Here is a 25,859-nt window from a genome sequence, read left to right as displayed (position 1 = left end):
CAGGTAGTCAGCGAGGTGACCATCATGACCGATCCCGGGACGTCGCGCCTCCCCCGGGACGACGCGAAGCAGCAGCAACTCGACGCCGTCCGAGTCGGCGACGACGGCGCCCGCATGACCACCGACCAGGGGATCGGTGTCGAACACACCGACGACTCGCTCGCGGCGGGGGAACGCGGTCCGACGCTGCTGGAGGACTTCCACTTCCGGGAGAAGCTCACTCGGTTCGATCACGAGCGCATCCCCGAGCGGGTCGTCCACGCCCGTGGTGCCGGTGCCTACGGGTACTTCGAGGCGTACGAGTCGCTCGCCGACGTGACCCGGGCGCACTTCCTGGGCGAGGACGGCCGGCGTACCCCGGTGTTCGTACGGTTCTCGACCGTCGGCGGTTCCCGCGGTTCCGCGGACACGGTCCGGGACGTACGCGGATTTGCCGTAAAATTTTATACCGAGGAGGGTAACTTCGATCTCGTCGGTAACAACATGCCGGTGTTCTTCATTCAGGACGGCATCAAGTTCCCCGACTTCGTCCATGCGGTGAAGCCGGAGCCGCACAACGAGATCCCGCAGGCATCCTCCGCGCACAACACCCTGTGGGACTTCGTCAGTCTCGTCCCCGAGTCGATGCACATGATGATGTGGCTGATGTCGGACCGGGCGCTGCCGCGCAGCTACCGGATGATGCAGGGCTTCGGCGTGCACACCTTCCGGTTCGTCGATGCCGCCGGGCAGGGGACCTTCGTCAAGTTCCACTGGYGGCCGAAGCTCGGCACGCACTCCCTGGTCTGGGACGAGACACAGAAGATCGCGGGCAAGGACCCCGACTTCAACCGGCGGGACCTGTGGGAGTCGATCGAGAACGGTACGTTCCCGGAGTGGGAACTCGGCGTGCAGCTCGTGCCGGAATCCGACGAGCACGCGTTCGACTTCGATCTTCTCGACGCGACGAAGATCATCCCTGAGGAGCGGGTGCCGGTGCGGCCGGTGGGACGGCTGGTGCTCAACCGCAACCCCGGCAATTTCTTCGCCGAGACCGAGCAGGTGGCGTTCTGCGTACAGAACGTCGTCCCCGGCATCGACTTCACGAACGACCCGCTGCTGCAGGCCCGGCTGTTCTCCTACCTGGACACCCAGCTGATCCGGCTCGGCGGCCCGAACTTCGCCCAGCTGCCGGTCAACCGGCCGGTCGCGGCGGTGCACAACAACTCCCGCGACGGTTACGGGCAGCATCGCATCCAGCAGAGCCAGACGTCGTACTTCCCGAACTCGATCAGCGGCGGTTGCCCGGTGCTCTCCGATCCGGCGCACGGCGGGTACGTGCACTACGCCGAGCGGGTCGACGGGAACACGATCCGTAAGCGGAGCGAGAGCTTCAAGGACTTCTACAGCCAGGCCACCCTGTTCTGGAACAGCATGTCCTCCTGGGAGCGGCGGCACATCGTCGACGCGTTCAGCTTTGAGCTCGGCAAGGTCGACTACACCCAGATCAAGGAGCGTGTCCTGGGACATCTCGCCCAGGTGGACCACGAACTCGCGGCCGGGGTCGCCGAGAACCTCGGACTGCCGGTGCCACCGGAGAGCACCCCGAACCACGGACGATCCTCACCCGCGCTGAGTCAGGCCGACCAGCCCAGCGGGGTGGCCACCCGCAGGATCGCGGTGCTCGCGGCGGACGGCGTGGACGAGGTGGCATTGYGTTCGGCCACCGCCGCGCTGCGCGAACAGGGCGCGATCCTGGAGGTTCTCGCGCCGCACGGAGGCATGCTCGCCACGGTGTCCGGCGACGCGTTGCCGGTGGACCGAACGCTGGTGACCATGTCCTCGGTCCTCTACGACGCGGTGTTCGTCGCCCCGGGCGAGCGCGGTGTCACCGCACTGACACACAACGGCGAGGCCGTGCACTACGTCGGCGAGGCGTACAAGCACGCGAAGCCGATCGGCGCGGTCGGCGCGGGGGTGTCGCTGCTCGAGATCGCATCCTTGCCGGGCGCGCGGGTCGCCGACCAGGGTGACGCGGTGGTGTCCGACCGGGGTATCGTGACGGTCCGCGACCTTGCGGGGCCGTCCGTGCTCGGCGACTTCGGTTCCGCGTTCGCCACGGCCGTGGCCGCCCATCGGCACTTCGACCGCGCGCTGGAGGCCGTCGCCGCGTAGGGCCGGGTGCCGATGGTGCCGATGCGCCAGATCGTGACTGACGGTCAAGGCCTGTCAGGTCCTCGGGGAGGCCGGGTTCACGCGTGATCACGCCGCTCGCCGCCGGTGTCGTACCGGCGGCGAGCGGCGTGGACCTGGTGTGCCGAGACCGTGGCGAGTAGTTCCTGGTAGCCGGTTTCGGACCGGGTGAGATACGGGTCGGTAAAGCGTTCGGTGAGAAAGGTGCGCACGATCGAAGGCTGCGCGCGATGTGCCCCCGCCGATCACCCTGCCCCGCCGATCACCCTGCCCCGCCGATCACCCTGCCCCGCCGATCACCCTGCCCCGCCGATCACCCTGCCCCGCCGATCACCCTGCCCCGCCGATCACCCTGCCCCGCCGATCACCCGACGAGTGTCCCACCCGCACCCACCGCACCACACCATCCCGGTACGACGTAGGGCCGTATCCACATCCGCATCCCACTCCGCGTGCAGCCGGGATCGCTCAGGGAACGGCCTGGTGAACCATCTGCCAAGAGGCCGAGCAGCATCATCGGACCGCCGGGGAGGACGGACCGCCGGGGAGGTCAGTGCACGAGTGTCTTCATGGCGGCGGTGAGCGCGCTCAGGCCGGCTTTCGCGTCGTTGAAGAGCATTCCGGTCTTCGGGTCGGTGTACAGCTCGTTGTCGATGCCGGCGTAGCCGTGGCCCATGGAGCGTTTGATGACGATGACGCTCTTCGCCTGGTCGACGTCGAGGATCGGCATACCGGAGATCGCGTTGCCGGGACGGCGGGCCGCCGGGTTGGTCACGTCGTTGGCGCCGACGACCAGGGCGACATCGGCCTGCGCGAACTCGGGGTTGACCTCGGCCAGTTCCTTCATCTGCGGATAGGGGACGTGCGCCTCGGCCAGCAGCACGTTCATGTGGCCCGGCATTCTGCCGGCGACCGGGTGGATCGCGTAGCAGACGTCCACCCCGTGCTGCGTGAGCAGGTCGGCGAGCTCGACTACTTCATGCTGGGCCCGCGCCGCCGCAAGCCCGTAGCCGGGCACGATAATGACCTTCGACGCGTACGCCAGCTGCAGGGCCGCGTCGTCCGCCGCGACCGACCGCACTGGGGCCGAGGCCGCCGCGCCGGCGTTTCCGGTCGAGTCCGCGGTGCCGAAACCACCGACGATGATGGCCGGGATCGACCGGTTCATCGCCTCGGCCATCAGCACGGTGAGGATGGAGCCGGACGCCCCCACCAGCGCGCCCGCGATAACGAGAACGGTGCTGTCGAGCACGAAACCGGCCATCGCCACGGCCGTCCCGGTGAACGCGTTCAGCAGCGAGATCACCACCGGCATGTCCGCGCCGCCGATCGGCAGCACCATCGTCACGCCTAAGCCCAGCGCGGCGGCCGCGACGATCGACAGCGCGATCGTCCCACCGTGACCAGCGACGATCGCCGCCACGCCGGTCACGGCGACCGCGGCCAGCGCGGCGTTCAGTAGTCGGGCGCCGCGGAACAGCACCGGCGCGCCACTGATCAGGCCCTGCAGCTTGCCGGCGGCCACCAGCGAGCCGGAGAAGGTCACCGCGCCGATGACGACGTCGAGRCCGACGGTCACGGTGGTCTGACCGGAGGCCCCGGCCAGCCCGGCCGCGCCGCCCAACCGCGCCACCTCGGCGAACGCGACGAGCGCCGCCGCGCCGCCGCCGACCGCGTTGAACACGCTGACCAGCTGCGGCATCGCGGTCATCCGCACGGTCCGCGCCGCATACAGGCCCGCGCCGGATCCCAGGAGCACACCGGCGATCAGGACGATCAGGCCGGTAGCGGTGATGACGCCGTCCCGGGCCAGCAGCCCGACGGCGGTCCCGACGGCCGCCACCATCCCGGCCGCGGACAGCTGGTTGCCCCGGCGGGCGGTCGCGGGCGAGTTCATCAGGTGCAGGCCGAGGACGAAGCAGCTCGCCGCGGCCAGGAACAGCAGGCGGATCGCCGTGTCCGAGCCGCTCATGACCGCTCACTCCCCACTGCCGGCTGGTTCTGCCCTGCCGGCTGGTTCTGCCCTGCCGGCTGGTTCTGCCCTGCCGGCTGGTTCTGCCCTGCGAGCCGGCTTCGCTCCGCGGCCGGGCGCCGGTGGAACATCTCCAGCATCCGGTCCGTCACCACGTAGCCRCCCACCACGTTCATCGCGGCGAACGCGGCGGCGAAGAACACCAGGACGTAGCCCAGTGGGGTGTGCGCTGTCGCGGCGACCAGCATCGCGCCGACGACGACGATGCCGTGGATCGCGTTCGCGCCGGACATCAACGGTGTATGCAAGGTGGACGGCACCTTGCTGATGACCTCGAACCCGACCAGCAGGCTCAGGACGAGGACGGTCAGGTCGGTGACCAACGTCTCGGTCATGTCCTCACGCTCCAGACTGGCTTTCCGCGGAGCCGCCGGTCAGCAGGGCGGCGGTGGCGGGGTGGACGACCCGGCCGGCGTGGGTGATGACGACCCCGGCCTGAATCTCGTCGGCGGTGTCGATGGTGAGCGCGCCGTCGTGGACCAGATGGCCCAGCAACGCGGCAACGTTGCGGGCATAGGCGGCCGATGCCGCAGCCGGCATCAGGGCCGGCAGGTTGCCGGCGCCGATCACGGTGACGCCACCCGCGGTGACCACCGTCTCATCCGGCGCGGAGATCTCCACATTGCCCCCGAGGGGGCTCGCGGCGAGATCCACGACGACCGACCCGGGCCGCATCGTCTTGACCGCCTCCTCCGTCACCAGCAGCGGCGGCCGGCGGCCGGGAACCTGAGCGGTGGTGATGACGACGTCATGGCGGGCGACGGCGGCAGCCAGCGCCTCTTGCTGGCCCGCCAGTTCCTCGGCGGTCAACGCCCGGGCATAGCCACCCTGACCCGCTCCGCCGGCCACCCCGCCCAGGTCGGGCCCACCCAGGTCGAGGAAACTCGCACCGAGCGAGGTCACCTCGCCCCGCGCCTCCGGGCGGACGTCGTAACCGCGGACGACCGCGCCGAGCCGGTGGGCCGTGCCGATCGCGGCCAGCCCGGCCACGCCCGCGCCGAGCACCAGCACCTCGGCGGGCCGGGCCGTGCCGGCCGCCGTCATCAGCAGCGGGAAATAACGCGGGTAGGCGTCGGCGGCGACCAGCACCGCCTTGTACCCGGCCACATTCGCCTGGGAGGTCAGCGCGTCCATGGACTGGGCCCGACTCAGCGTCCGCGGCAGCCCGTCGAGGCTCACCGCGGTCACCCCCGCCTCGGCCAGCTGCGCCATCACCTGCGGCCGCGGCAACGGCGCCAGCAGCCCTACCAGGGTCTGCCCGCCGCGCAGCAACGCGCGCGTCCGCGGGTCCGGGAGGCTGACCGACACCACCACGTCTGCCCGCGCGAACAGGTCGAGCCGTGCGACGACGGTGGCGCCGGCCTCGGCATAGGCGCCGTCGGGAAACCATGCGCCACGTCCGGCTCCGGTCTCGACGAGCACGTCGAGACCGGAGCCGACCAATCGGCCCACGACCTGCGGAACCATGGCCACCCGACGCTCGCCGGGCGCGGTCTCCATGGCCACGCCCACGGTAAGCGGACTCATGGTCTTTCCCCCTTTCGGGATTCTCCTCGTGTTCCCTTCCCCGTTGGGGGGATGAGGACCGATGGCCGTGCGGGCAAGATCAAAGCAGACCAGGTCAGACCGGGTCAGACCAGGTCAGACCGGGTCAGACCGGATCAGATCGCGTTAGATCGCGTTAGATCGGGTCAAATTTGATCAGGCCGGACCGGTCGGAATGGGCCAGATCAGAACTCGAACACCAGCCGGGCCGGGACCCTGCTGTCCAGGACCTCGTCCATGCAGGCGTTGACGTCGTCCAACTTCCGGCCGGAAGCGATCACCCTGGTCCGGCCGGCCGCGTGCAGCCGGAACACCTCGGCCAGATCGTTGCGGGTGCCGACGATCGATCCCTTGACCGTGATCCCCTTCAGGACCGTGTCGAAGATCGGGATGGACATCGTGCCATCCGCCGGCAGGGCCACGCAGACCAGCCGGCCGCCGCGCCGCAGCGAGGCGAACGCCTGCTCGAACGAACGGGGCGACGCGGCGAGCGCGACCGCCACGTCGGCGCCGCCCAGCCGCTGGATGGCCTCGACCGGGTCGGCGGTCCGCGCGTTCACCACGTGGTCGGCGCCCAGTTCGGTGGCCAGCTCCAGCTTGGCCTCGGTGACGTCGACCCCGACGGTGAAACCACCCGCGATGCGGGCGTACTGCAACGCCAGGTGGCCCAGCCCGCCGATGCCGAACACGGCCACCGTCTCGGCCGGGGTCACCCCGGCTACCTTGATGGCCTTGTAGGTGGTCACGCCGGCGCAGGTCAGCGGCGCGGCGTCGAACGACGGCACGTCACCGGGCACCGGCACCGTGTAGTCCGCGTCGGCCACCGCGTACTCGGCGAACGCACCGTCGATCGAGTAGCCGCTGTTGCGCTGGCTTTCGCACAGCGTCTCCCAGCCGCCGACGCAGTAGCGGCAGCGTCCGCAGGCGTGACCGAGCCACGGGATCGCGACCCGGTCGCCGATCGCGCGCCCGGTCACCCCGGCGCCCACGGCCTTGACCACRCCGACGCCCTCGTGACCAGGGACGAACGGGGGAGTCGGCTTCACCGGCCAGTCACCGTGCGCCGCGTGGATGTCGGTGTGGCACAGACCGCTGGCCTCCATCCGTACCAGGATCTGGCCCGGCCCCGGCACCGGGACGTCCCGGTCCTCGATACGCAACGGTGCCCGGAAATCGGTGACAACTGCTGCCTTCATAACATCCTCCAGTCAGGGGAATCGTCGATGGGAAATGCCAAAGGACTCCGGAACCCTGGACTCCGGAACCCTGGACTCCGAGACCCTAGAACAGGCCGAGCGCGTTCTCGTCGTAGCTGACCAGCATGTTCTTGGTCTGGCTGTAGTRCTCCAGCATCATCCGGTGGTTTTCGCGGCCGATGCCGGACACCTTGTATCCGCCGAATGCCGCGCCCGCCGGATACTGGTGGTAGCAGTTGACCCAGACCCGGCCGGCCTTGATGCCCCGGCCCATCCGGAACTGGCGGGCACCGTCCCGCGTCCACACACCGGCACCGAGCCCGTAAGGCGTGTCGTTGGCGATGGCCAACGCCTCGGCCTCGTCCTTGAAGGTGGTGACAGCCAGCACCGGGCCGAAGATTTCCTCCTGGAAGACCCGCATCTTGTTGTGGCCCTTCAGCAGCGTCGGCTCGAAGAAGTAGCCGTTCGCGAACTCTCCGGCCAGCCGCGTCCGGTGCCCACCGGCCAGCAGTTCGGCGCCCTCAGCCAGGCCGATGTCCACGTAGGAGCCGATCTTTGACAGCTGCTGCGCGGAGACCTGCGGGCCCAGCATTGTCGCCGGGTCCAACGGGTTGCCCTGCTGGATCCGGCCGACCCGTTCCAGCGCCCGCGCCATGAACTCGTCGTAGATCGACTCCTGGATCAGCGCCCGGGACGGGCAGGTGCACACCTCGCCCTTGTTGAACGCATACAGCACCAGCCCCTCGACCGCCTTGTTCAGATAGGCGTCGTCGGCGGCCAGGACGTCCTCGAAGAAGATGTTCGGGGACTTTCCGCCCAGCTCCAGGGTGACCGGGATGATGTTCTGCGCCGCGTACTGCATCATCAGCCGGCCGGTCGTGGTCTCACCGGTGAACCCGATCTTCGCGATCTTCGGGCTGGTGGCCAGGGCTCTGCCGACCTCGGCGCCGGGCCCGTTGACGATGTTGATGATGCCGGGCGGGATGACGTCCTGAATCACCTCGGCGAGCTTGAGGATCGACCACGGCGTCGGTGACGCCGGCTTGATCACCGAGCAGTTACCCGCGGCCAGCGCGGGCGCCAGCTTCCACGCCGCCATCAGCAACGGGAAGTTGAAGGGGATGATCTGCCCGACCACCCCGAGCGGCTCGTGGAAGTGATAGGCGTAGGTCCTGCCGTCAATCTCGGAGATCGACCCCTCCAGGGTGCGCGCCGCCGCGGCGAAGTACCGGAAGTGGTCGGCGGCCAGCGGGATGTCGGCAGCCAGCGTCTCCCGCACCGGCTTGCCGTTCTCCCAGCTCTCCGTGACCGCGAGCATCTCCCGGTTGGCGTCGATCGCATCCGCCACCGCGGTCAGCACCTCGGCCCGCTCCGCCGGGGACGCGGCGGCCCAGGAGCCGGCGGCGGCGTGCGCCGCGTCCAGGGCGTCCTCGACATCCTCCGCCGCCGACCGCGGTATTTCACAGATCGGCTGCGCCGTGRCCGGGCTGAGGTTGGTCGAATACTTACCGGCCCGCGGCGGCAGCCACTTTCCACCGATGAAGTTCTCGTACCGGTCCGTAACATGGACGATACTGCCTGGCTTTCCAGGTGGGACGTACGTCATGACAGCCTCCCGATCTCCACAGGGCGGGCACACCTTCCGGCGTGCCCCGACCGGCACGTATGTTTCTCTGCCGAGGCCAAGCACCCCATATCGCGCCAGTCCTGAGACCATGTGCGGAAGGTCCCGACCCCCGATGCCGAACGGGCCGTTCCCGGACCAGTGCCGGGCAGCCTAAGTTGATCATGCTGTTGTGTTGGGTTTTCGGGGTGCGGCGCGGTGTGGCTCGATGACCGGCGACGGCAAAGAGGGAACTGCCCGCGCCAGGGCGGCGCGGGCAGGCCACGGGCCGAGGCCTCACCGGCAGGCCTCACCGGCAGGCCTCACCGGCAGGCCTCACCGGCAGGCCTCACCGGCAGGCCTCACCGGCAGGCCTCACCGGCAGACCTCACCGGCAGGCCTCAGGCGGCGAGGTCGATCACCACGCGCGACGGGTTCGACAGTTCGAGCACCCGAAAGCCGACCCGATCGTCAACCCCCAGGCCGAAATGGACGTATCCCTCGTAGTCGCCGGTCATCCGATACTGGACGAGCGCGGGAAGCCCGCCGCCGGCCCGCGGTGTGCGCAGCGTCGACCTACCGGTCTCATCGTGGGCCACGGCCGGGAACAACACCACCTCCAGGAACGCCTGCCCCCGCAGCGGGACCGCAACGCCCTCGCCCGGCGACAGCACCTCGGCCACGTAACGCACCTCGTAGCCAGGGAGCTGCCCTTGGAACTCGATCGTCAGCCGATCGAAAGCCATCCCGCCGGCGACGTTGTGCGCGCCGCGCACCGCGACGACCGTCGCGTTACCGTACAGCTGATGCTCGACGCGGCGCGGTTCGCTCGACCAGACCGGCTCCCGCGGCGTCGCGGTCGTGGAAGGCGACGTCACCACCGGTCCATCCGGCGAGCGGGAGGACACGGACGGAGAAGGCACCGGCGTGGTGCCGGACACCGATGGCTTCGGCGTGGTGACGTCGGTGGAGCCGCCGCCACCGGCACCGCCGCCACATCCCAGCGGCACGAGCAGCGCGCCCGCCAGCAGCGCCACCGCCCCGATCCATCGCCGGCCCGTTGTTGTCCGCACCTTCATGCAACTCACCTCGCAGCCCAGCTCACCTCGCCGCCCCGGGTGGCCGAAAGGGACCTTCGGTAGGGGGACGGTCAGGTTAACGTCCCCCGACCAGGTGAGCCGGAAGCACCACGGAGCACCGGCGCAGCTCGAACCGATGGGAGATCTGATGTGCGTGAGCTCAGCTCCCGGGGTAGCGGGTGGACCAGGCCGGGGTGGCCGCGCCGAAGGCGTCGGAGACGGTCGCGGTGTTCTCGATCTCGGTTACCAGATCGTCCGCGACCTGCCCGACCAGCTCATAGCCCGCCAGCTCCTTCAGCCAGGCTGCCGGCAGCGCCGGCTCACCCAGAGCGGCGCCAACGAGGTTCCCGCAGATCGCGCCGGTCGAGTCGCTGTCGCCGGAGTGGTTGACTGCCGCGAGCAGCGCCGTCTGCGGATCGTCGGGCGCCGCCACCGCGCAGTACACCGCGATCGCTAGCGCCTCCTCGGCGACCCAGCCGGCGCCCAGCGATTCCACGCGTTCCGCCGTGGGCGCACCGTCCGCTGCCGTTCCGAGCGCCGCCCGCAGAGCTCTGGCTACTTCCTTGCCGTCGCGTTCGGCCGACAGGCGGCCGAGGGCCGATGCGGTGGCCTGGGTGATGCCAGCGCCGTCTACCATCGCGGCGACGATCCATGCGAACGCGCCCGCGGCGAGGTACCCGGAGGGATGACCGTGGGTGAACACGGCGCATGCGACCGCATGGTCGAAGGAGGTTTCCGGGCCCCGCCGGAGCAGCCCGAACGGGGCCGAGCGCATCACCGCCCCGCATCCCTTGCTGTCGGGGTTCGCCGGCCGCGCGAGCGTGCCCATCTCGGGGCGCCCCAGCCCGGACAGGCAGGCGTTCCCCGGAGCGCGCCGGGCATACATCAGCTGCTGCGCCGCCAACCAGCCGTCCACCTCCCCGGCGGCCGGACCGGTCCGCCGCTGCGTCGTGAGCCAACGCTGGTAGGCGCGCCACAGCACCGCGGGCGGATCGGCGATCCCCCGGGAACGGCTGCGGACCGAGGCCCGGATCAGACCCTCCACGGTAAAGAGCGTCATCTGAGTGTCATCTGTAAACGGAGCGTGTACCCCGTAGGCGGCCGTGAGGCCGATGACCCCCGCCGTCCCGTACTCCCGTCGGATCTCGTCAAGCGACTGGAATTCGATTGCCGCACCGAGCGCGTCTCCCAACGCCCCGCCCAGCAGGCAGCCCCGGACCCGGTCCCGGTAGGAGAGGCCGGAGTTCGCATCGTCCGTGGGCGCCGCCGCGCGCCGCTCTGATGGCCACAGGCTGACCGCGAGCCCCACGGCGGACCGGGCGGCCGGGGCGGCCCACAGACGTTCCTTGGTTCCGGCGGCGCCCTGGCTCTCTTCCGGGGTTTCGAGATCGGCGGCGGCGGCGAGTTCGGCGGCGGTCATGCGTTGGCGGGCCAGTGCCCGGCCCGACCTGCTGAGAATGACACCCTCGGCGGTCAGGATCTCCCGTGGATCGTCGGTGCGTTCCGGATCGGGCCAGCGGAAGTCCGGGGAGACGGAACCGTTCAGGAGCAGGACGCGGTGGGCGTTGGAGATCCGGGCACTGGCCAGCTTGGCTCCCACCGCGACGGCGTGGGACCCGATCACCTCCGCGACGTCGGAGTAACTGGTCCAGCGGCCGGGTGGGATCGCGGYCAGTACCCGGCTCATCAGGGTCCATCGCTGGTCCTGGGGCGGCGGTACTACGGACTCGTCCGGGCCGGGCCAGATCTTCACGATCCGCTCGGCGAGCGCCCGGCCACGATTCTGGATCTCCTCCCGGCCCCATCTGTCCTGACCGGCGATTTCTCGGTTCATCGCCAGCCCGCTGTCGGCCAGCAGCTTCTTCTTCTCGGTGAACTCGTGATCGGCGAGTTTCGGATTATAGGCGGTGAGCGTCAGATTGCCCAGAGTATGGACGAGCCTGCGGTGCAGCTCGTCGCGCGTCTCACCCTCGTGGGCATCGGCGTCGAGAACCGCTTTCCATCCCGGTCTCGACAATGACTGGGGGAGGATGTGTTCAACCGTCAGCTTCACGCCCCAGTCGACTGGTTCGAGATGCTCGTAATCCTCTTCCAGGCTGCGCAACACATAKGTGCGCTGAGGGCCGCGTCCGGTCCAGTAGAAGGGATTGAGCAGGACGGCTTCCTTCACAGGCTGATCGGTCGGGAACTTCTTACGCGGGCCGGAGAGAACCCGCGTGACCGCGGCGGCGGTCGGTGTCTGGTCGCCGAGCTCCTTGACGAGCGACATGAGGATGCGGTTGCTGTTGGCGCTCGCGATGCCGACCAGCATCCGCCGCACCAGGTAGCTCTCCACCACCCGGAGTGCCGCGGCGGTCTCGGTGGCGTCGAGACGGTCATTCGCATGCGCGATCAGCATGTGTAGGACGATCGGCCGGACGACGTCCGCCCCCCACCGGCGCAGCCGGTGCAGGGCCTGCCGCAGGACCGGGTCCTCCTCCCGGTCCGGATCGAGGATCCGGCTGAACAGCAGGGCCTTTGCATGCAGCTCGGAGATCCACTGCTCGATGGCGTCCTCGTCCGGCAGCGTCTGGAGATACTGCCGCTGCGACTGGTACACGGTCTCCTTGGTGGCACGGTCGTCGCCGCGGAGCACGAGGTCGAGCCAGACCAGATCCTCCAGTCTGTCACCGAGCAGTTCCTGGAGTGGGAACCACCGCCAGTCGTACACCCGGTCCGCTCGGGTGGGTAGCCGCATGAACAGGTAGTTGCGCAGCAGGTCCGCCTGGGTGAGCCGGCGGCCGGTGTGGTTGAGCGATTCGAAGATGCGGTAGACGTCGTCGTCGACATGCGCGGCGATCTCCACGATTGCGAGCTGACCGACCACGGCCTGCTCGATCAGTGCTGCGTCCAGCGGGTCGTCGGCGTCGCGCAACGCGGCGAGTTCCTTGCGGAAGAACTGGTATGCGTCGCCGATCCCCGCCCGGCCTCCTGCCTCCGGCGACCGCTCGACGAGAGCGGTCCAGGCGGTCCGGTCGGCTCGCGTCGGTAACAGGGTGTAACGTTCGGTTCCGGCCGCGTACCTGTTCATGAGGTACAGATCGTCGATTTTCGCCGCGAGCATCTGATCGTCATCTCGGACATGATCGCGGATCGCGCAGAGCAGGATGCTCAGCGCCGTCAGCCGTTGCTGACCATCTACCACCAGCCAGATCGCCACTCCGGCCGGCGTGGTTGACGGGCTCGGCGCGAGAACCAGCGAACCCAGGAAGTGTGTTGCCGCTGGACCGGCGGCGGCCACGCTCGTGATGTCGGCCCAGAGTTGCCGCAGGTTGGCGCGTTCCCAGCTGTAGGGGCGTTGATACAACGGGACGACGTACTGACACTGACCCTGGAGGAGTTCACCCAGAGTAGTTTCGTTCGCCTTCACTGCTGCTCTCCGCCCTGCCTGGGTAGCCGAATCCGAACCGTTTTGCCACTTACCGGTGGAAAAGACTATCGGAGGCGGCGGATCCGCCCACCGGGTCCGTGCCCGGCCGTCGCCGCGGGCCGGTATGACAAACTGGCGGCAGCGGACGAGTCCCCATACCCCACCTCAGCGCGGTGCCTGTTCCCCTTGTGGCGCGCCCGATCCCGGCCGGGTCCGGCGAGGACCGGCCAGGTGCGCCACGGCGTGCCGAGCGGTGTTGATCGGCCCCGGACCGATCCGGTTGAGGATGGTCCGGTCGAGGCATGACCGGGACGGGACCGGTTCGGCGTGCTGGAGGGGGGTGGCATGGCAGCGGGTTCTGGAAGTCCCGGCGTGACCGGAGGCAATGGCACCGTCAACGTTCATGGTGCCCTCGATGGGCATGGCACCGTCAACGTTCATGGTGCCCTCGATGGGCATGGTGCCCTCAGCGGGCATGGCGCTGTCAACGGTCAGGGCGGCTCGGGAGGTTCGGGCGCCTTCGGTGGTCTCGGTGGTTCGGGTGGTTCCGACTCGTCGGGTCACGTCATTGTCTGCGGGCTGAGCAACCTGGGGCTCCGGCTGGCCGAACAGCTCCGGGCGTCGGGTGTGACGGTGGTGGCCATCGACGATCGGGTCGCCCCCGCCACCCGGCGCAGGGTGGAGCGGTGGGGCGTGCGGGTCCTGGTGGAGAGTACCCGTGGCGCCGGGGCGCTGCGCGAGGCCGGCATCGCCGCGGCGCTCGCGGTCGTGTCCTGTCACGAGACGGACCTCGACAACCTGGGCACGGCGCTGGTCGCGGCCGAGACGGCCCCCGGTGTCCGGCTCGTCGTGGCCATCAGTAACCGCCAGCTCGGCGACCAGCTCGCGGACGCGCTCAGCCAGGTCCGGGTGCTGAACCGGGCCGAGCTCGCGGGGCCGAGCTTCGTCGAGGCGTGCCTCCGCTCGGACGTGACGCACGCCTTCCCGATGGACGAACGGTCCGATGCCGAGGTCTTCGCGGTGATCGAGGAGTCGATCATAGGCCGGCATGCCTTCCGGGCCCGCTATGGCGATCTGACCCCGATCTCGCTGCGCCGCGCGGGGGAGCGCCTCCCCGAGCTCTGCCCGCCCCGCGACGTCTCGCTGCGCCCCGGCGACCGGCTGACGCTCCTCGGGCGGCTGTCGGAGTTCCACGAGCGGGGCATGACGGTCGCGGGCCTGCACGACGCGCGGCTGTTCGCCGCGCTGGCCGGCGGCTCGGCCGAGCATGGCGATCCCGGCGATCCCCGCGAGCCCGGAGGGGTCCGGGGGGTCTGGCGGGCCACGGTGGCCAGGTTCCGGGAGATCGTCTCGATGATCCGTGGGGAGCTCGACCCCCCCTTCCGGTTCGCACTCGCCGCCGTAGTAACGATCATGATGGTCGGTACGGTCGTGCTGTGGTTGACCTACGCCAACCACAACGAGGCCGCACCCGCCGAGTTCGGCCCGCTGGACGCGCTTTACCTCACGGTCGCGACGATGGCCACGGTCGGCTACGGCGACTTCAACTTCGGCRCCGCCGACGAGTGGCTACAGGTGTTCGGCATCGGACTGATGCTGCTCGGCGCCCTGTCGATCGCCGTCGTCTATGCGTTCATTACCAACATCATCATCAGCCGTCGGTTGGAGCGGGTGATGGGACGCGGGCGGGCCGGGGCGGTGCGTGGCCACGTCATTCTATGCGGGCTCGGCTCGGTGGGGGTCGCCACGATGAACGGCCTGGTGCGCGCGGGCCGGCATGTGGTGGTGATCGAGCGTGACGAGAACAACCGGTACCTGCCCGTCGCCCGTGAACGTGGGGTGCCCGTGATCATCGGGGACGCCACCGTCCGCTCGACGCTGCTGGAGGCCGGCCTCGCCCATGCCGCCACGATCGCGGTGCTCACCAGCGACGACGTCGCGAACCTGGAGGCCGTGCTGTCGGCCCGGGAAGCGCACGAGGAGTTGCGGGGGGCGTGGGCGGCCCGCCGCCCCGCCCGGCGGGCCGCCCGGCGGGGCGGCGGGTGGTCCCGCGGCCGGATGCGGGAGTCCGACCCGGACACGCACCACCCCGACCTGCGAGTAGTGCTGCGGATCTTCGACACCACGATGGCCGACGAGGTCGAGCGGCGCTTCGGCATCCATACGGCACGCAGCGCGTCCGCCCTGGCCACGCCGTATTTCGTCGGCGCGGCGCTCGGTTACGACGTCATCAGTACCTTCTACGTGCAGCGCACGCCGTTCCTGGTGGCCAGGATGACCATCCACGCCGGCGGCGGGCTGGTCGGCCCGACCCTGCGGGAGCTGTCCACCGGGACCCGGGTGCTCGCCGTGATCACCGCGGCCGCGAACGCGGACACCGGCGGAGACGTGAATCTGGACAGCGGCGTGAATCTGGACAGCGGCGCGGACACCGACGGCGGCGTGGAGCGGGACGGCCAGGGGGCTCCCGGTGGCGGGCCGGACTACCGGCCGGGACGCCACACCCGGCTCCGGCCCGGGGACGAGCTGTTCGTGGTGGGACCGGTGAACCGGATCGTCGACATGGTGCGGCGCAACCAGCAGGTCGACATCACCACGGCGGGAACTGCGTAACACCATCACCGTGACGGTGCGCTACCTGGACGAGTGGCCGCGCGGCACACAGTCATGCCCGGACCACAAAACCATGTGAATATTTACCGCCTATTTGGATGAAAGGGAACAAGTGGACATCTACCTGGAGGGGATGAACCGCCTCACGGTCGATAGTCCGCAGCCGTCCGTCACGCCCGAGCCGCTCGGCCGGATCATCAACGACCTGGGCCTGTGACYGGCTCGGTAGAGAGCCGCCTCGTTTCCCTATGACCCGGAACTTTCGGTAATTCTGGACGCGGTTCGTGAACCAGCCTTCGGGTAGCCGTCGTCTGCGGTATGAATGCCTTAGCCCCACAGTCGCCCGGGGGCGAGCCCGGGTCTCTGCTCGTCACCTGTATGTCCCCAACATGCACAGGACGGAGAGCTGAAGCGGATGGTCTCGGCGCTGGTCGTGATCTCTCTCGTATTGACCGGGCTGGTGGCGGGCACGTTGACGGTCGGCCTGGTCGCCGTACGGCCCGCGATGCATTCACTGCCGCCCACTCCCTACGTAATGGTCAAGCAGGCGTTCGACATCAGCTACCCGCGGATGATGAAGCTGCTGCAGATTACAAATCTGATCGCTACGATCGCCCTGGCGGTCGCGGYCGGCGTCACCGGTGCGACGGCCTGCGCGGTGCTGGCCGGCATCGTGGCGGCCTGCGTCCTCACCAACATCCTGGTCACCGTGCGCGGCGACCTTCCGATCAACAACGCCATGGCCACCTGGCAGYCGGAGTCTCCGCCGGCCGACTGGCGCGAGCAGCGGGCGCGCTGGGACTTCTTCAACAGCATCCGCACGACCGCCGCGGTGATCGCGCTGGTTCTRCTGGCCCTGGCCGCGACCACCCAGTACTAACGCGGCTTCGCCCGCCCAGGCCTTCCAGCGGAAGCTACCGGCTTTGAACTTCGGCGAATTCAGCAAGGTTAAGGTCATCTCTTATCGTCCAGTACACGTCCAGTACACGTCCAGTACAGGAGTATCGATCTCCGTAAGAGGCGGAGAATGTCGGGGGCAGCAGCTCGTCCGGTCAGCGCATTGGTTGCTCGATGACCAAGGAGAAGTGTCGTTTTACTGGTCGGCGGGGGACCAGTCCTCGGTGAGGGTCTCCATCTGGGCGAGGACGAGGTCGATCGCCGCCTTCGGGTAGCTCCAGCGGGATGTGTGCCGGTTCAGAGCAGCGCGTGCTCGGCGGTCGCCAGGAGCCGGGCCGCGACCTCGTCGACCGACAGCCGGCGGCCGGTGTAGAGCAGGTCGAACGCGTCGAAGCTGGTAAGCAGCCAGAGGACGTCGACCGCGGCGGCCACCGGCACGCGCAGGAGGCCGTGGGCGGCCAGGCGTTCGGCGAGATGTTCCATCCCGCCGAGACGGTCCTGCTCGGCCCGTTGCAGCGCGCCATCGAGCGCCTGTTCCATCGAGCGCAGGGCCCACAGGGCGTCGCGCTGCCCGGCGTACACCCGCACGCTTGCGGTGATCCCGCCGCGCAGGTGAACGAGTGGGTCCGGATCCTGCACGGCCCGCACCAGGTCCGCGAAACCGCCCCGGTCGAGCACGTCCTGGGTGAGGGCATCGAACAGCCCCGCTCGGGAGCCGAACACCAGGTAGACCGTCGACCGGGCCACGCCCGCCTGCCGCGCGACCGCCTCCACGCTCGCGAGCCGGGGCAGCTGTTCGTACATCGCGTCGAGGATCCGGCGGCGGGTCTGGTCCGCACCAGCCGTGCGCAGCCGTTGCTCGTAGCGACGGGGAGACATGACTGCACCCTACGTGCGATGGACAGGCTGTCTTCGAGACGAAGACAAGCCGTCTGTCAACCGTGGTGAACCGGACGGTCGGGGCTGCCCGGTGGGAAGCGAGAATCACGGTGGGGAGCGGYTGCTTCGAACAAGTTCGAACAAGAGGGATGGCGAACAAGAACAAGAGGGATGGCGAACAAGAGGGATGGCGACAGTGAGCGGAACCGCGACGAGCACCCCGTCACGGTGCGGTTCCCGTCACCGGGCGCCCGTGCCGCTCCGGCCGAGGACGAGGTCGATCCACTCGGCCACGTGGCGTGCTATGACAGCGGGTTCCTTCATCCAGTCGAAGTGACCGAGGTGGGTGGATCCACTCGTGCGGTCCAGGTGGACGCGATGGACCTCCGAGCCCGTCAACCGCCTGGTGAAATAGTCGACCGCCCGGCGCGGCGCGAGATGGTCGGCGTCCAGGGAGATGGCCAGTACCGGCAGGGTCACCGCGCCGAGAAGACCGAGGAGGTCGGGCTCCGACCTGGCCAGCCGGTAACGGCCGGTGCGGGCACTTCTGGCCCAGTCCAGCATCAGCGCCCTGGGCTGCCGCCCGCCGAAGCCGAACCGGTGCCCGGGCCAGTAGCCCAGCAGCTGCGACACCCCCGCGACGAACGTGGAACCGCCCAGGACCCACGCTGAACGAAGGGGCCTGAAGACGCGCCAGTACGAGGTGCCCGCGCCGATGACGGCCAGGCCGCTCAGCCCGCCGCTGTCGGGGGCCTCCCGCGCGGCACGCAGGATCGAGAGTTGTCCGCCGAGACTGTGACCCACGACGAACAGCGGCGCCCCGGGGAATCGTTCCCGCGTCGCCGCCGTGATCGTCGGCAGGTCGTCCTCGACACCCTCCTGGTAGCTGCCCCGGCTGCCGGCCGAGCGCCGGAGCGCCGCGGCTCCGTGGTGATGCCAGCGCAGATCGGTTGTCACGACCGAGTACCCCAGCGACCGCAGTGCCTCGGCGAAGGGGGTGTAGTACTTTGTCCGAACCCCCATCGCCGGAAGCAGGAGAATCACCGGCGCGGACTCGTCGGCCTGCGGAAGAACACGCAGGCCGAATCGCGTCCCGGCAGTGGTGGCGACCTCGAGTTCCGTCTCGCTTTCCGCCGCGGGTTCGGTCTCACCGGCGGCCGCCGACGGGGGAGGAACAAGAGCATCTGCGGACACGTGCCGCTCCTTCCATCCGGATCGCCGATCGTCTGATCGGTATTTCCGACAGCGGGTCCGATAAAGGTTGGTGAGCGCAGCCGGAAAGCCGGGCATGATGGTGAGCGTAGTAACGTCTGTGGACTTCTTCCAGTGAAGTCGCGGAGGACGCCCGGGCCGGGATGCCCGGCCCGGGCGAGGGAGAGCCGTGGTTACGGGCTTTACCTGCGGGCAGGGCCCTCCTGCTGCCGGCGGCGCCTTGCCTGCAGGTATCTTTCCTGCAGGTGTCTTGTCAGGAGGCGTCGAACCAGGCGCGGTAGTCGAACTCCGCCTTGGCGACGAGGGCGCCGGCGTCGTCGTAGAGCAGCGAGCCCCCGCGGATCTCGAAGCGTTCTTCGGCGGTCCGCTCCGCTGCCGGGTGCGCCACCTCGATGTCCACTGAACCGTGGGCCCGGATCCGACCGACCGCCGGCCGCAGGTACATGATCCGGCAGTCGCGCAGCACGAAGCTGCGGAGGCTGAAGATCCTCGGTGCCAGGGCGCCCGAGAACGCCGCGGCTCCGGAGACCTCGGCGGCGAGGAACTGCGCCGCCGCATGCACGGTGCCCATGTGGTTCTGGAGGTCGGGTCGGTTGGGGAGCTCCGCCACGCCGCCGTCCCGGCGCAGCTCGACGACCCGCACCCCGGTCAGGTTGCAGAATGGCACCATCGTGTCGATGACGGAACGGAGTTGTTCGAGATTTGGTGGCGCGTCACCGTTCGCCTGAAAGTGCGCCTCGCGAACCATCTCCAGTGGGGATCGTATCTCCGACTGAGCAGACATGTTACTGAGCATCCRCTGGAAAGGTTTCTTCGGGATGAATTCGAGGCGACTTTACGAAYCCTTTGCCATTGGTGATTCCTATCGTGCGATTACATCACCTTGTGACGCCTTGCAGGTATATAGGGGAGCCTAGGAGGATGCCCAGGAGGATAACGACAACACATCCRCCGGGGACCCGTCGTGCCAGTGTAACGATCGGTTGACCGGCATACTTCAGGGAGTCTCCGACCATGTACGACGTGATTGTCGTGGGAGCGCGCTGCGCCGGCTCACCTGTGGCGATGTTGCTTGCCCGGCGCGGTCACCGGGTGCTGCTCGTCGACCGCGTGTCCTTTCCCAGCGACACGATCTCCACCCACTATCTTCAGCAGGCCGCACTGCTCCGTCTGCGGGAGTGGGGGCTGCTCGACGCACTCACGGCGACCAACTGCCGGCCGATCACCGACATGACGGTGTCCCACCTCGGTGTGGTCATCCGCGGGTTCGCCGATCCGGTCGACGGGCTGGCGTTCTCGATGGCGCCGCGCCGCATCGTGCTGGACAAGCTCCTGCTCGACGGCGCGGTCGCGGCGGGTGTCGAAGTCCGGGAGGGCTTCTCGGTCCGAGATCTGATCCGTCACGACGACGGCACGGTCGCGGGGATCGTGGGCCGGGACGCCATGGGAGCCGTCGTCGAGGAGCGGGCCACTCTCGTCGTGGGCGCCGACGGCCGCAACTCCGTCGTGGCCGACCTGGTGGGAGYCGACTTCTACAAGGTCGTGCCGGCGGCCAGCTTCATCTACTACTCCTATTTCAGTGGGCTGGACTGGCAGTTCCACAGCCGGTTCGGTGACCACGAGCAGTGCGCCGGCTGGCCCACCCATGACGGGCTCACCCTCGTCACCGCGATGCGCAACCTCGAGGATTTCGAGKAGTTCCGCGCCGATATCGACGGGAGCCTGCGCCGGACCTTCCGCAGCGTCGCGCCCGAGCTCGCCGAGGATCTCGACAGCCATGGCGTCCAGGAGGACCGTTACTACGGAATCCGTTATCCGGACAACTACTACCGCACGTCCTATGGTCCGGGTTGGGCGCTGACCGGAGACGCTGGTTACCACAAGGACCCGGTGACCGGTCTGGGCATCACCGACGCCTTCCGCTGCGCGGACCTGTTGACCGAGCACGTGGACCAGGCGCTGCGTGGCGACCGGCCCATGGACGAGGCCCTCGCCGAGTATCAGCGGTTGCGCGACGAGGAATCGGCCGGTGCGTTCAATTTCACCACGACGCTGGGCGAGCTGAACTTCCCGCCGCACCTCGTGGCGCTGTGGCGGGCCTTGCCGAACAACGAGACGGCGCGGGCGCAGTTCTTCGGAATGATCGCGGGTGTCGTGCCGTCGTCGGTCTTTCTCGCGCCGGAGAACGTCGAGTCCATCATGTTGGCCGCGGCGGCCGTGTAATGGACAGTCGACCGATCATCGGCGGTCCGACGCCGTCGCCGATGCTCACCGTGGTCGGCGACAGCTTCGCCGAGGGCCGCGGTGACCCGGCTCCCGACGGCGCCTGGATCGGCTGGGCGCCCAGAATGGCCGCGGCTCTGGGTATTCCGCRCAGTCGCGTTCTCAACCTGGGGCGGAACGGCGCGACGACGCAGGATGTCATCGACACGCAGCTCGACGTCGCCGCCTCCGCCCCGGCGGCCCTCGTCGGGATCGCCGCGGGCAGCAACGACCTGCTCGCGGACTACTCGCAGGACAGGTTCGAAAAAAACTTCACCCACCTAGTCGCGACTCTCGCGGTCCCGGGAACCACCGCGTTCACCTTCACCTTTCCGGACCTCACCACCAGGCTCTCGGCGCCGCCGGCGATCCTGGACGTACTCCGCTCCAGGATCGAGCGGGCGAACGACCATGTCCGCTCGACCGCGGCGAACCACGGAATTCTCCTCGTCGATTTCGATCACGTCGACCGCGCCCACGACTCTCAACTGTGGAATCCCGGGGACTATCATCCCAACGCGGCCGGATACGAATTCGTCGCCAGTCTCCTTGCGGATCTGGTGCGCGAAGTCCTGTCGCRCCCGGCTCCCCGGATTCCGGTTCCGGTTCCATCCTGACCCTGTTCGGTTGACCGGCCTCTCGACGTATTCTGACCCGACGTCGAGTGGATCGGGAGTGAAGCATCTCACGACGCACCGTCGCGGCGATTGCCTCGGCCGATCGAGTGTTCRGCAGGTTGTTCTTGCGGAACAACAGGACGTCGATGACACTGGTTCCAGGATGCCCGCGCGGATCGGATACGAGTAAACTGTCGCCAGGCCTCGCGGTTCGCTGTCACGGCCACGAAGACCTGCGGCAGTGCTTCGGAACAACGTTGTTCCGGGACAACGTTGTTCCGGAACAACCCGCCGGCCGTCTGGCTCTCCGGCGGACCGGCCGGTCCGCTCCGGTGAACCGGTTCCCAATACCTCACACCTGAATACCTCCGCCGGATACATCACGCCCGACATATCAGGGCACCACGCCCGACATATCAGGGTCCCGCCGCACGCGGTGGTGACCTGCCGGCCAGTAAAGGGGAGAAGCACGTGGACGAGTCCGACCGCCCTGACGACCGACGACTCGCGAACAACCCGATCGCGATCGTCGGGCTCGCCGGACTGTTCCCGATGGCGCGCGACGTGCGGGRGTACTGGAGCAACGTCATCGACGCCGTCGACTGCGTCACCGAGGTGCCGTCGACGCACTGGCGCCCGGAGGACTACTACGACCCGGATGCGACGGTGCCCGACCGTACCTACGCGCGCCGGGGCGGCTTCCTCCCCGAGGTCGCGTTCAGCCCGGTGGAGTTCGGCTTTCCGCCCAACCTGCTGGACGTGACCGCGGTCGTGCAGCTGCTCAGTCTGATCGTCGCGCGGGATGTGCTCGTCGACGCGGGCGCACCGGGATCGGCATGGTACGACTCCGAGCGCACCGGGGTCATCCTGGGCATGGCCGGCCCCACCACGATGGCCCACCCGCTGGCGGCCCGGCTGGAGACGCCGGTCCTGCGCGAGGTCGTGCGCGCCGCGGGACTCGACGAGGCCGAAACCGCCGCGGTCTCGGAGGCCTTCTCGCTCGCGTTCCCGCCGTGGGAGGAGAACTCGTTCCCCGGGCTGCTCGGCAACGTCGTCTCCGGCCGGATCACCAACCGGCTCGACCTCGGAGGCACGAACTACACGGTCGACTCCGCGTGCGCGAGTGGGCTCACGGCCGTCCGCGGGGCCATCGCCGAACTCATCGACCACCGTGCCGATCTCATGATCACCGGTGGTTGTGACACCGAGAACTCGATCTTCAGTTACATGTGCTTCTCGAAGACGCAGGCGCTGTCCAAGTCCGACCGCATCCAGCCGTTCGCCGCCGGCGCCGACGGCACCCTGGTCGGCGAGGGCATCGGGATGCTGGCGCTCAAGCGGCTGGCCGACGCCGAGCGCGACGGGGACCGGATCTACGCGGTCATCCGGGGTCTCGGGTCGTCCAGCGACGGTCGGTTCAAGAGCGTCTACGCGCCGCGCGCGGAGGGCCAGGTCCGCGCGCTGCGCCGGGCCTACGCGGACGCCGGGGTGAGCCCGGCGTCCGTCGAGCTGTTCGAGGCGCACGCCACCGGTACCGCCGTCGGTGACGCCACCGAGCTGTCCGCGCTCGGGGCCGTCCTGGCCGAGGCCGGGGCACGCCCGGGCCGGGCGGCGATCGGCAGTGTGAAGTCGCAGATCGGGCACACCAAGGGCGCTGCCGGCGCGGCCAGCCTGATCAAGCTGTCGCTGTCGCTGTACAACCGGGTGCTGCCGCCCACGATCAACGTCCGCGAACCGAATCCGGCGCTCGCCCAGGAGGGCTCGCCCTTCTACCTCAGCACCCGCACCCGGCCCTGGGTGCTCGACCCGGACGTGGGGCGGCGCCGGGCGGCCGCCTCCGCCATGGGGTTCGGCGGTACCAACTTCCACGTCGTCCTGGAGGAGACCCCCGACACGGCACGCCCGGACGCCGATAAGCGTGCCGCCCGGGCGACGCACCGTGCCGTCCGCGCCCACCTGTGGCATGCCGCGACGCCCGCGGAGCTCCTCGACCTGGTGCGCGGACAGGCCGAACCGAACGGTGACACGGGCATCCCGGGCAGCGCCGCGCGGGTCGGGTTCGTCGCGCGCACCGGCGCCGAGGCGGAGCGCCTGCGCGCGATCGCGATCGAGCAGCTCGCGGCGCGAGCCGACGCCGCCGAATGGTCGCATCCCGCCGGGGTGCACTACCGCCGGCAGGCGGCCGAGCAGCCCCGCGTCGGCGTCGTCTTCGCCGGCCAGGGCAGCCAGTACGTCGACATGGGGCTCACCGCCGCCGTCGAGATCCCGCCGGTGCGGGAGGCCTTCGACGCGGCGAACGCCACCTTCGCCGGGGCCGAGCTCACGCTCGCCCGTGCGGTGTTCCCGCCGCCGAGCTTCGATCCGGGCGACCGTGCCGACCACGAGATGAACCTGACGCGCACCGAGTACGCGCAGCCCGCGATCGGTGCGCTCTCCGTCGGCCAGTTCCGGTTCCTGCGGGAGCTGGGACTGCGCCCGGTGAGCCTGCTCGGCCACAGCTTCGGGGAGCTGACCGCCCTGTGGGCCGCCGGTTCCCTCGCCGACGCCGACTTCTTCCGGCTCGCCCGGCGTCGCGGCCAGGCCATGGCCCCGCCGGACGAACCCGGCTTCGACCCCGGCACCATGGCCGCCGTCCGCGCCGACCGCGACGCGGTCGCCGAGCTGCTGACCGCGCACCCGGACGTGGTCGTGTGTAACCACAACGCCCCCGACCAGGTCGTCGTTGGTGGTCCGACGCCCGCCGTCGAGGAGTTCGTCACCGCCGCCACCGCGAACGGGCTCGACGCCCGGCGCATCTCCGTGGCCGCGGCGTTCCACACCTCGCTCGTCGGGCACGCGGTGGACGACTTCGCCGCCGCGGTGGACGTCACCGAAATCGGATCGCCGGCCGTGCCGGTGCACGCCAACACCGCCGGCGCCCGGTACGGCGACGACCCCGCCGAGAACCGCCGGGTCCTCACCCGGCAGCTGGGCAACCCCGTCGAGTTCGTCGCCGGGCTGCAGGCCCTGCGCGCGGACGGCGCGACGGTGGTTGTCGAGATCGGGCCGAGCCAGGTGCTGACCGGTCTGGTCCGGCGCACCCTCGGCGACGATGTCGTGGCGATCCCCACCGACGCCGGTCGCGACGGCGACGGCGCGGTGGCTCTGATGACCGCGGCCGTGCGCCTCGCGGTGCTCGGCGTCGAGCTCAGCGGGCTCAACCGCTATACGGCCCCGCTGCCGCAGCAGGTGCAGCCGACCGGGATGACGGTTGCGCTGACCGGGGCGGACTACGTCTCGGAGCCTCGCCGTCGCGCCTACGCCGACGCGCTGGTCACGCTCGCGGCCGCCGCGGCCGTCCGGCCGCGAGAGTCGGCCGCCGCGGCGCTCGAAAACGTCCCGACCGCCACCGAGCGGCGCGTCCCCGAAGCGGCACCGGCGCCCACCCGGCCAGTACCCACCCAGCCGGCACCGGCGCCCACCCGGCCAGTACCCACCCAGCCGGCACCGGCGCCCACCCGGGCGGTACCCGTCCCGACGGCCATCGCTCCGGTAGCGCCTGCTCCGGTAGCGCCTGCTCCGGCGGCAGCCACCCTGGCGGCCCCGGCCCCGAGCGCCGGTGAGGTCGCCGGCATCAGCGAGGTCGCCCGCGACCATCTGGCCCTGCACTCCCAGTTCCTCGACACCCAGCTCCGGGTCGCCGAGGGCCTCGTGCAGGTCCTTCGCGCGGCCCCCGCGGACAATGGGGCGGGTCAGGAGATCCGGGCCGCTGCCGACGCTGTGACCCGGCAGAGCCTGGCCGTGGGTGAGGCCCATATCCGGGTCAACGAGATCCTGGCGTCCCTGACCGACCTGGAGTACGGCAACGGCGTCGGCGGCCAGGGCAACGGCGTCGGCGGCCACGGCGTCGGCGGCCACGGCGCCGGCGGGCTCGCGGCCGGCGGGGCGCCGGGCGGCGCGCTCACCACCGGTACGGAACCGACGGACCTGTACGGACGGGGAACGGCGGGCGATCTGCGTACGCCGGGAATCCCGGCGCCCGGGCTGCCGGCCGTCCCGCTTCCGATCCCCAGCACCGGGAACAGTAACGGGCGTCCGGCGGGTGCGATCGCGGCTGCCCCGCCCGTGCCTCCGGTGACCGTCCCATCCGTCCCATCCGTCCCATCCGTGCCTCCGGTGACCGTCCCATCCGCGGCCCCGGCGACCGTGGGGTCGCAGCCGGCCACCGCTGGGATTGCCCAGCCGGCGACGGCCGAGCCGCCGGCGGGCGTCGACGTGTCGGTTATTGAGTCGGCGGTGGCGGAGGTGGTGGCGGAGAAGACGGGTTATCCGGTGGATGTGCTGGAGCCGTCGATGGCGTTGGA

General features: G+C 69.6%; 17 protein-coding genes. 6 read left to right on the top strand and 11 right to left on the bottom strand.

Features of this window, described 5'->3' with window-relative positions; genetic code table 11:
• The first annotated feature begins 24 nt into the window (after window positions 1-24).
• Window positions 25-2,154 carry a catalase gene (locus tag KBI5_RS14655; protein ID WP_085015542.1) on the top strand — a complete coding sequence of 710 codons (2,130 nt, stop codon included), beginning with the start codon at window positions 25-27 and terminating at the stop codon, window positions 2,152-2,154.
• 77 nt (window positions 2,155-2,231) lie between these two features.
• Here KBI5_RS14655 and KBI5_RS26360 read toward each other — a convergent pair whose 3' ends face one another.
• From KBI5_RS26360 to KBI5_RS25350, 8 genes are all read right to left on the bottom strand, one after another.
• Entirely contained in the window at window positions 2,232-2,384 is a 153-nt protein-coding gene (locus KBI5_RS26360; protein WP_157493469.1) for a hypothetical protein, read from the bottom strand.
• A gap of 338 nt (window positions 2,385-2,722) precedes the next feature.
• Complete coding sequence (locus KBI5_RS14650) at window positions 2,723-4,144, bottom strand: NAD(P)(+) transhydrogenase (Re/Si-specific) subunit beta (RefSeq protein ID WP_011437334.1); 1,422 nt, start codon at window positions 4,142-4,144, stop codon at window positions 2,723-2,725.
• Window positions 4,141-4,539: an NAD(P) transhydrogenase subunit alpha gene (locus tag KBI5_RS14645; RefSeq protein WP_085015537.1), complete on the bottom strand. Its 399-nt coding sequence runs from the start codon at window positions 4,537-4,539 to the stop codon at window positions 4,141-4,143. Before KBI5_RS14645 ends, KBI5_RS14650 begins: the two co-directional genes overlap by 4 nt.
• A gap of 4 nt (window positions 4,540-4,543) precedes the next feature.
• Entirely contained in the window at window positions 4,544-5,731 is a 1,188-nt protein-coding gene (locus KBI5_RS14640; protein ID WP_011437332.1) for an NAD(P) transhydrogenase subunit alpha, read from the bottom strand.
• A gap of 203 nt (window positions 5,732-5,934) precedes the next feature.
• Window positions 5,935-6,945 carry a zinc-dependent alcohol dehydrogenase gene (locus tag KBI5_RS14635; RefSeq protein WP_011437331.1) on the bottom strand — a complete coding sequence of 337 codons (1,011 nt, stop codon included), beginning with the start codon at window positions 6,943-6,945 and terminating at the stop codon, window positions 5,935-5,937.
• Window positions 6,946-7,030: 85 nt separating this feature from the next.
• The gene (locus tag KBI5_RS14630) at window positions 7,031-8,551 is read right to left on the bottom strand and encodes an aldehyde dehydrogenase family protein (RefSeq protein ID WP_085015536.1); all 1,521 of its coding nucleotides are present in this window, start codon (window positions 8,549-8,551) and stop codon (window positions 7,031-7,033) included.
• Between the two features lie 398 nt (window positions 8,552-8,949).
• The gene (locus KBI5_RS14625; protein WP_011437329.1) at window positions 8,950-9,627 is read right to left on the bottom strand and encodes a hypothetical protein; all 678 of its coding nucleotides are present in this window, start codon (window positions 9,625-9,627) and stop codon (window positions 8,950-8,952) included.
• Window positions 9,628-9,787: 160 nt separating this feature from the next.
• Window positions 9,788-13,036 carry an ADP-ribosylglycohydrolase family protein gene (locus KBI5_RS25350; RefSeq protein WP_116289918.1) on the bottom strand — a complete coding sequence of 1,083 codons (3,249 nt, stop codon included), beginning with the start codon at window positions 13,034-13,036 and terminating at the stop codon, window positions 9,788-9,790.
• A 345-nt stretch (window positions 13,037-13,381) separates the two neighbouring features.
• Here KBI5_RS25350 and KBI5_RS14605 point away from each other — a divergent pair, with 345 nt between their 5' ends.
• Complete coding sequence (locus KBI5_RS14605; protein WP_085015541.1) at window positions 13,382-15,649, top strand: NAD-binding protein; 2,268 nt, start codon at window positions 13,382-13,384, stop codon at window positions 15,647-15,649.
• A gap of 415 nt (window positions 15,650-16,064) precedes the next feature.
• On the top strand, window positions 16,065-16,529 hold the full coding sequence (locus KBI5_RS14600) for a DUF1772 domain-containing protein (RefSeq protein ID WP_085015535.1): 465 nt from the start codon (window positions 16,065-16,067) through the stop codon (window positions 16,527-16,529).
• A gap of 314 nt (window positions 16,530-16,843) precedes the next feature.
• Here KBI5_RS14600 and KBI5_RS14595 read toward each other — a convergent pair whose 3' ends face one another.
• From KBI5_RS14595 to KBI5_RS14585, 3 genes are all read right to left on the bottom strand, one after another.
• Window positions 16,844-17,425: a TetR/AcrR family transcriptional regulator gene (locus tag KBI5_RS14595; protein WP_011437324.1), complete on the bottom strand. Its 582-nt coding sequence runs from the start codon at window positions 17,423-17,425 to the stop codon at window positions 16,844-16,846.
• Window positions 17,426-17,665: 240 nt separating this feature from the next.
• Window positions 17,666-18,619 (bottom strand): alpha/beta fold hydrolase, encoded by a 954-nt coding sequence (locus KBI5_RS14590; RefSeq protein ID WP_011437323.1) that lies wholly within the window; start codon window positions 18,617-18,619, stop codon window positions 17,666-17,668.
• Between the two features lie 271 nt (window positions 18,620-18,890).
• On the bottom strand, window positions 18,891-19,421 hold the full coding sequence (locus KBI5_RS14585; RefSeq protein ID WP_023841482.1) for a PaaI family thioesterase: 531 nt from the start codon (window positions 19,419-19,421) through the stop codon (window positions 18,891-18,893).
• A 230-nt stretch (window positions 19,422-19,651) separates the two neighbouring features.
• Here KBI5_RS14585 and KBI5_RS14580 point away from each other — a divergent pair, with 230 nt between their 5' ends.
• The 3 genes from KBI5_RS14580 to KBI5_RS14570 all read left to right on the top strand — a co-directional run.
• The gene (locus KBI5_RS14580; protein WP_085015534.1) at window positions 19,652-20,860 is read left to right on the top strand and encodes an NAD(P)/FAD-dependent oxidoreductase; all 1,209 of its coding nucleotides are present in this window, start codon (window positions 19,652-19,654) and stop codon (window positions 20,858-20,860) included.
• Complete coding sequence (locus tag KBI5_RS14575; protein WP_085015533.1) at window positions 20,860-21,516, top strand: SGNH/GDSL hydrolase family protein; 657 nt, start codon at window positions 20,860-20,862, stop codon at window positions 21,514-21,516. Before KBI5_RS14580 ends, KBI5_RS14575 begins: the two co-directional genes overlap by 1 nt.
• Window positions 21,517-21,987: 471 nt before the next feature.
• On the top strand, window positions 21,988-25,859 hold a 3,872-nt coding region (locus KBI5_RS14570), incomplete at its 3' end, for a type I polyketide synthase (RefSeq protein WP_116289917.1).

Origin of the sequence: Frankia sp. KB5, assembly GCF_002099325.1 — a bacterium.
GTDB classification, from domain to species: Bacteria; Actinomycetota; Actinomycetes; order Frankiales; family Frankiaceae; genus Frankia; species Frankia casuarinae.
Note: the sequence above shows the minus strand (reverse complement) of the source record. Positions and strands in the feature narration are given on the sequence as shown.